We start from the raw sequence: 7376 nt of genomic DNA, 5'->3' as shown, positions 1-7376 counted from the left end.
GGATCGGCCTCGTAGTGGGCCTGCTCGGTCGATCGGGCAACGCAGCAGATGGCCGTGCCAGGGGGGCAAGCGGGGCAATCCTGGCTGACGCGGCACTAGCGAACGACCCCACACCCCGGAATCGAACCGCCACCCGCTGGGGCTGCTGCTCGCGGGTGGCGGAATTGTGTGCCGGAGGAGAGCTTCCGTGTGCACAGCGCTGATCAGTCCCACTCGCGGTGGGCGGCGTGGCTCAGAAGTGATGCAGCATCACGTGCGCCACAGGCACCCCCAGCCGCCAGGCGGGCAGCCATCGCGCAACCGGATCGCCGGGCGCGGGGGAGCTCTCCGACGGGCTGTCCGCCGACGGGTCCGGCGGCGAGTCGGGCAGCAGATCCCGGAGCAGCAAATCGGTGTGCCGCAGCCACTGCCATGCGGCGCGCGCCAGCGGGAGATCCGGCTTGGGGTCCTGGGTACCGCCGTCCTGCATGTCCAGCCAGTCCAGTTGCTCCGCCACCCACGTGTGCCAGGCATCGTCACAGGAGGTCATGGCGAGCCACTGTTCCACCCGGGTGTCCATGCCCGTGCCGCACAGCTCACCGTCGACGTCCGACAGAAAGACCGTGAGGGCCAGAACCGCGTGCCCGGCCCGTAACTCCAGCGTCGCGGGCGGGGTGAGATCGATCGCCCGCAGGATGTCGCCGGCGACGTACTCCGCGTAAATCCAGGCCATGGGTATCGTCAGCCCACCGCCGGTGGGCTCATTGGCGCTCTCTGGCAGCATCCCGATCACCTTTCTCCCGGGTTCCTGCGACAGGGCCTGGGCGATTGCGTCTTGAACTCAGACAACGGACGGGACGGCAGATCGGCTCAACCGAACTGTGGCGATCCAGACGATGAACCGTGCCCGTCGCTCGTGCGTTGATGAGGATGTGGCTCTGCAACAGGCGAAAGGTGGCGTGATGCGCACCAGGGCAGCTTCGAGGGGTGGCGGTCGTCGCCGCGCCGCTGGTGGAAACGATCGGGTGATCTGGCGAACGGGGGCCGAACCGGCCTGCCGTGACGCGGACCCCAGCCTGTTCTTCCCGGTCGGCCATGGGTCGATGTCGGACGAGCAAGTGGCCGCTGCCAAGCTCCTGTGCCGTGGTTGCCCCGTACGGCAGGCCTGTCTGGTGCTCGCCGTCCAGCACCGCGAATCGGAGGGCATCTGGGGTGGCACGACGCCCGGCGAGCGGCGCTGGCTGTGGGAACAGGCCAGCCGGCTGATGGAGGTGGGCCCGCTGGTCGCCCAAGTGGCCGCCGGCAAAACGGTGGCCGTCGACATCAAGGACCGCCCCGCGGTGGTGTTTCACCTGTCGGCCGGCGGCTGGAGTCTGACCCGGATCGCCGAGGCGCTGGGCCTGACGCCGGCCACGGTTCTGGCGGCTCGTACGAAGGCTCAGGCAGCGGCGATGTTCGCCGACGCGGTGTCCCAGAGCCGCCTCCGCCGGGCGGCCTGAGCCGCGACCCCTGATCGCCCCCACCTCAGGCGGTCGCTGCTCGCGATCGCCCGGGCCATTTCGCCCGCCAGGCCGGCAATGCGGCCTGGCGGGCGGCGCCCGGCCGCTGCTCGGTCTGCGTGGGCTGCCGCCGGCCGGGGCGCTACACGTCACTCAGGGCAGGTGCCGGGAGATCACCAGCCGCATGATGTCGGATGTACCTTCTTCGATCTCCTCCAGCTTCGCGTCCCGCATCCACTGCTCGACGGGGAACTCGCGCGAGTAGCCCCAGCCGCCGAGGGTCTGGACGGCACCCCAGGTGCAGAACATCGCGGTCTCCGACGCGGTGAGCTTGGCCATCGCGGCCAACCCGGTCGCGTCACCGCCCGCGTCGATCACCCTGGCGGCCCTCAGGACGAGCAGTCGCGACGCCTCGATCCGGCTGGCCATGTCCGCCAACCGGAAGGCCACCGCCTGGTGTTCGATGATGGGCTTGCCGAACTGGACACGCGTGGCGGCGTACTCGCGCGCATACTCGTACGCCGCCCGCGCCGCACCGACCGCGGCCGCGCCAAGGACGACCCGGGAGATGTCGAACGTCCCCATCAGGCCGTAGAAGCCCTGCCCTTCGTCGCCGAGCCGGTTGGCCTCCGGTACGAAGGCATCCTCGAAGAACACCTCCCGGCACACGATCGCCCGCTGTCCCATCTTCCGCATGGGCTCCCCGAAGCTCATGCCGGCGCTGTCCTTGTCCATCAGGAACGCGGACACCCCGCGCGAGCGTGCCTGCGGGTCGGTCTTGGCGAAGACGACGTAGAACTGCGCCGCTCCGGCATTGGAGATCCAGGCCTTCTGTCCGTTGATGCGGTAGCCGCCGTCGACCCTGCGCGCCGAAGTCGTGATCGACGCCGCATCCGAACCCGCGCCGGGCTCCGTGGTGGCCAGCGCCGTCATGGGCGCATCCGGGCCGGTCAGGGGAGCGAGCCACTGCTCCTGCTGCTCGGGCGTACCCAGCGCCAGGACAGGATCGGCGAAGAAGCCGTTCGAGCACACCAGATTCCCGATGCCCGGATCGCCCCAGCACAGCTCTTCCTGGACCAGGCACTGGGTGAACACGTCCGTGAATCCGCCGCCGCCCACCTTCTCCGGCAGCATGAAGTCGGTGATCCCCACGGTCGCGGCCTTCCGCCAGATGTCGACGGGCGTGACGACATCCGCCTCGTCCACCTCGCGCGCGCGAGGGCGGATCTCCTGGCGGGCGAAGTCTCGGCACAGCGCGACCACCGCGCGCTGCTCATCGGTGAGCGGCCACGGCTCAGGCGATGCGGTCACTGGGACACCTCCAGGGCGTGCTGGGCGGGTTGAGGGGCACGGGCGAGCTGCGGCTCGGGTACGTGGATCAGCGTGGGGCGGTCCGCCGCCAGCGCCGTGGTGAGCGCCTTCGGCAGGTCGGCGACGTTGCTGACCCGGACGCCGTGGCAGCCGAGGGCGACGGCGAGGGCAGGGAAGTCCGGGTGGCCGAGGTCGACGGCATGGACGGGGTCGCCGCGGTCGGCCATCTCATTGCGGATCTCGCCGTAGCCGCCGTTGTCGACCACGACCAGGGGCAGGGCGAGCCCGAGCTCGGCCGCGGCGGCGAGTTCGGCGATGGTGAACATGACGCCGCCGTCGCCGTGCAGCGCGATGACCGGGGCCGACGGTCGGGCGATCTTCGCGCCGATCGCTGCCGGCAGGCCGTATCCGAGCGTGCCGAAGCCGGTTGGGTAGAGGAAGGAACGCGGGGCGTAGGCAGGCAGGTTGGACAGTGCGCCGTAGTAGCAGGCCATCGCACTGTCGCCGGCCAGGATGCCGTCCCGCCCGAGTGCCCCGGCCAGGGCCTGAACGATCTCCAGCCATGGCTGCCCTTCGGCGTGGGCCTGCCGGCGGACCCGGTCCCGCCAGTGCCTCGCACGCGCCGTGCCGTCGTCGGCCGAAGCGGTCTCGCCGAGAGCCGCGAGCAGCGCGTCGAGCGCGAGGGCGGCATCGGCGACGAGCATGACATCCGGGACGGCGTTGGTGGCGATCGCGGTCGCGTCGACATCGATCCGGACCAGGTGGCCGCCCAGGGGCAGCGGCCCCGACCACAGGTCCGACGGGGCGAGTTCGGTGCCGACCGCGATCACCACGTCACTGTCGGCGGTCAGTTCGGCCACTGCCGGGTGGTGCAGCCCCGCGCCGATCGCCAGCGGATGGTCCTCGGGCAGCACACCCTTGCCGCCCGCGGTCGTCACCACCGGGGCCCCGAGCCGCTCGGCCAGCCCGCGCAGCTGCGGTGCCGCGCCGCTCGCGCCACCGCCGGCGACGACCAAGGGACGCCGGGCACCCGCCAGTACGCCGGCGGCCGCACGTACGTGCTCCGCGGCCGGTGCCGCGGGAGGGACGGGCACGGGTCGTACGACGGTGACGTCGTCGGTCTCGTCGAGCAGGTCGAGCGGGATCTCGAGGTGTACCGGCCGGGGCCGTCCGGTCGTCATGGCGGCGAAGGCCTGTGCGACGGCCAGTGGGATCTCCCGGACGCTGGTAACGCGGTGGCTGTGGGCGACGACCGCCGCGAGCGCGGCGCTCTGGTCCTTCACTTCGTGCAGATGGCCGTTGCCACGGCCGGGGTGCCGTAGTGGCATTCCGGGGGAGATCAGCAGGAGCGGGATGGAGTCGGAGTAGGCCTGCGCGGCCGCGGCGGCGGCGTTGAGCACGGCCGGACCGCTGGTGGTGAGGCAGACGCCCGGGCGGCCGGTGACGCGCGCCCAACCGTCGGCGGCATATCCGGCGCCCTGCTCGTGGCGGGGCGACACATGGCGGATGCCGGCGGCCGAAAGTGCTGAGTACACCGGCAGGTTGTGGGTTCCGGGGATGCCGAAGACGACGTCCACGGCGTGGGCGGCCAGGGCGGCGACGAGTGCCTGCCCGCCGGTCAGCTGAGGCATGGGTGTGCTCCGTGTCAGGCGCCGGCGCACGGCTCGGCGAGCGGGTGGTCCTCGATGGGCGGCATGCCGGCCGCGGCAGTGATCAGGGCGTCGACAGCGAGGGCACCGTCGGGTCCGACGCGTACGGGGTTGATCTCGATGTCCGCGAACTTCGGGTGCTGGGCGATGAGTTGCGATACCGCGACCACGACGGCGGCCACCGCGTCGAGGTCACCCGGGAGCCGGCCGCGCCATCCGGCCAGCAGTGCACTGACCCGAAGCCGGGCGATCATCGCCCGCGCCTGTGTCAGCGTCACCGGTGCGCACTCCAGGGCCACATCGCGGTACAGCTCCGCTTCGGTGCCGCCGGCCCCGACCAGGACGACGGGACCGAGGTCCGGATCGCGGCGGGCACCGACCAGGATTTCGGTGACCGGCGACCTGGTGTCCTGCTCCTCCACGACATAAGCCCCGGGCCCCAGTCGGCCGTACATCCCGTCGAAGGCATCCTGGAGGGCGCGGGCGTCGGCGAGGCCGGTCCGTACGCCGTCCACCTCCGTCTTGTGCTCAGGCCACGCTGCCTTCAGTACGAAGGGCGGACGCAACGCGGCTGCCGCGTCGGCGAGTTCCGCGCGCGAACGCACCTGCCGAGCGGCGGGGAAAGCGATCCCGGCCGTCGTGAGCAGGGCCCGGGTCTGCCAGTAACCGTCGGGGACCGACGGGTTGCCGGAGGGGGCGGGAGCCGGCAGGTCGCGGCCCGGATGCTCGGCCATCTCCGCCGCGTCGGCCAGTGCCTGTACGGCCGCCTCGATGCTGCCGAAGGCGGGCACCCCCTGCCGCCGCAACGAGCCCGCCGCCGTACCGTGCTGCCCCATCGTGTGGATGACCAGCGGGCGCCCGCTCCGGCGCGCGGCGGCGGCAAGGGCATCGGCGACTTGGAGTTCGGGTGCGATGAGGGCGGGGGTGTCCAGGCCGTACCGCCCGAAGTAGCCGGTGAGGACGACGCCGTCCACCTCGCCGGAACGCAGCAGGGCTTCCATGACCCGTACATAGGTCCGCAGGTCCTGCTCGCCGCCGCCGGCCAGATCCACCGGGTTCCCCGTCCCGGAGCCCGTCGGCAGCAGGAGCGCCAACTCGGCCGCCAGCCCGGCCGACAACGCCGGCACCGCCAGCCCCCTCCGGGCGGCGCAGTCCGCGGCGAGGGCTCCCTGCCCTCCGCTGTCGCCCACGATCGCGATCCTCCGCCCGTGCGGCAGCGGGGTGCCCAGCAGATAGGAGGCGAGAGTGACCAGTTCCGCCGGGCTGTGCACCCGGTGGGCACCCGCCGCCCGGCACGCCGCGTCGACGACTTCCAGCGCGGAGGTCAGGGAACCGGTGTGCGACCGGGCCGCCCGCCGGCTGGCATCGCTGCCCCCGACGGCGAGCACCACCACCGGCTTCCCCGCCGCCCGCAGGGCCCGCATCGCTCCGAACAGCGCGGCGCCGTCGCCGAAGCTCTCCAGATAGAGGCCGACCACCCGGGTCTGCTCATGACCGGCGAGGTCGGCCAGCAGCTCAGCGGCTCTGACGTCGACCTGGTTGCCGATCGAGACGAACCGCGAGATGCCGATGCCCGCTTCGGCGGCCAGCAGCGCGATCTCAGACCCCAGTTGGCCGCTGTGCGAGACCACCGCGAGGGCTCCGGGGACGAAATCACCCCAAGCGAGCCGGAGTCCGGTCGCGGCGTCGAACAGCCCCAGGCTGTTGGGGCCGATCAGCCGGGCACCGGCGCAGCGGATACGGGCCGCCAGCGCGCGCTCGTCCCGTACGCCGGCGGTGATGCCGAGGAATCCGCGCGCGCCGAGCCGAAGGGCTTCGTCGACCACGCCGTCGATCTGGGCCGGTGGTACGCAGAGCGCGACCAGTTCGGGTGGCTCGTCGAGGTCGGAGAGCCGGGGGACGGCGGGCGCGCCCAGAATCTGTGCCCCGCCCCGGTTGACCAGATGGACAGCGCGACGATCGCGCCCGGCCAGCGCGCCACGGGCGAGCCAGTATCCCCATTTGGCCGGATCGGCCGAGGCGCCTATCACCGCCACCGAGCGGGGGTCTCTGAAGACACCGAGGTCCGTACGCGGCCGTTCCTGGCGCGGCATGAGGCCCCCTAAATTGACTGGCCGTCCAGATATTTATGGAACAACATGGGGCCGCGCCCAGACCGTGTCAAGGGTTCGTACGGCGGCTGCTGGGAGGGGAGTTCACCGCCCCGGCCGGCAGTGGCGCCTATGCGGGCGGCCTCAGCTCCGCGGACCGGGCGCGACGATGGTGCGCTCGACGAAGCGCAGACAGGTCTCCCGCATGCGGTCGAGCGTCATCTGCTCCGAGCAGAGCACCTGGATCGCGAGCCCGTCGACCATGCCGATCAGCTCATTGGCGATCTCGACGGGATCGCCTGGCGCGAACTGTCCCAGCGCCTGGCCCTCCCGGAGGACGTCGACGACCAGCGCGCGCCATTCGCCGTACACGGTGTCGTTGAGCCGCCGCAGATCCGGATCGCTCAGGGCCGACACCCACAGCTCGACCCAGACCCGCCAGGCCTGGACCCCCTCAGGTGTGGCGGGCAGGTACGACTCGACCAGCTTGCGTAGCCGCTCGGCCGCAGGCAGCTCGCTCTGGCCGATCCACTGCCGGCGTTCGAGGGAGGCGCGGAAGTTGAACTCGAACGCCGCCCGCAGCAACTCTTCCTTGCTGTCGAAGTAGTAGTGCACCGACCCGTTGCTCAGCCCCGCCCTCCGGGCCACATCCGCGATGCGCAGATCGCGGAAGCCGCGCTCGGCGACGACCTGGCACGTCGCGGTAAGGATCTGCCGCTTGCGTTCGGCCTCGACACTCGGGCGCGGCATGGATGAACTCCTTCGCGGACCAGGACCCGAGCGCTGAGCCGGGCAGAGTAGGCGCATATTAGCCAGGCGTACACCGCATGTGGCTCTCGGCCTCAGCG

The 7376-nt window shown here is 71.6% G+C and carries 6 protein-coding genes; 1 reads left to right on the top strand and 5 read right to left on the bottom strand.

Features of this window, described 5'->3' with window-relative positions; all coding sequences use genetic code 11:
* Nucleotides 1–232: 232 nt before the first annotated feature.
* Nucleotides 233–763, bottom strand: coding sequence for a hypothetical protein (locus tag ACY34J_RS14505; RefSeq protein WP_462726781.1), 531 nt, complete (start codon nucleotides 761–763; stop codon nucleotides 233–235).
* A gap of 241 nt (nucleotides 764–1004) precedes the next feature.
* On the opposite strand from ACY34J_RS14505, the gene ACY34J_RS14500 reads away from it, so the two are divergent.
* Nucleotides 1005–1478 carry a WhiB family transcriptional regulator gene (locus ACY34J_RS14500; RefSeq protein ID WP_462726782.1) on the top strand — a complete coding sequence of 158 codons (474 nt, stop codon included), beginning with the start codon at nucleotides 1005–1007 and terminating at the stop codon, nucleotides 1476–1478.
* Nucleotides 1479–1631: 153 nt separating this feature from the next.
* Here the strand turns inward: ACY34J_RS14500 and ACY34J_RS14495 are convergent, their stop codons facing one another.
* The 4 genes from ACY34J_RS14495 to ACY34J_RS14480 all read right to left on the bottom strand — a co-directional run bounded on the left by ACY34J_RS14495 (nucleotide 1632) and on the right by ACY34J_RS14480 (nucleotide 7278).
* Nucleotides 1632–2789 (bottom strand): acyl-CoA dehydrogenase family protein, encoded by a 1158-nt coding sequence (locus ACY34J_RS14495; protein WP_462726783.1) that lies wholly within the window; start codon nucleotides 2787–2789, stop codon nucleotides 1632–1634.
* Nucleotides 2786–4420, bottom strand: a complete 1635-nt coding sequence (locus tag ACY34J_RS14490; protein WP_462726784.1) for a 5-guanidino-2-oxopentanoate decarboxylase — start codon at nucleotides 4418–4420, stop codon at nucleotides 2786–2788. The genes ACY34J_RS14495 and ACY34J_RS14490 overlap by 4 nt, the downstream gene beginning before the upstream one ends.
* Before the next feature lie 14 nt (nucleotides 4421–4434).
* Nucleotides 4435–6531 carry an acetate--CoA ligase family protein gene (locus ACY34J_RS14485; RefSeq protein ID WP_462726785.1) on the bottom strand — a complete coding sequence of 699 codons (2097 nt, stop codon included), beginning with the start codon at nucleotides 6529–6531 and terminating at the stop codon, nucleotides 4435–4437.
* Between the two features lie 141 nt (nucleotides 6532–6672).
* Complete coding sequence (locus tag ACY34J_RS14480) at nucleotides 6673–7278, bottom strand: TetR/AcrR family transcriptional regulator (RefSeq protein WP_462726786.1); 606 nt, start codon at nucleotides 7276–7278, stop codon at nucleotides 6673–6675.
* Nucleotides 7279–7376: the final 98 nt, after the last annotated feature.

It is taken from the genome of Streptomyces sp. HSS9-12 (assembly GCF_054963655.1).
The sequence above is the reverse complement of the archived record's forward strand: the minus strand, read 5'-3'. Positions and strand labels throughout refer to the sequence as shown.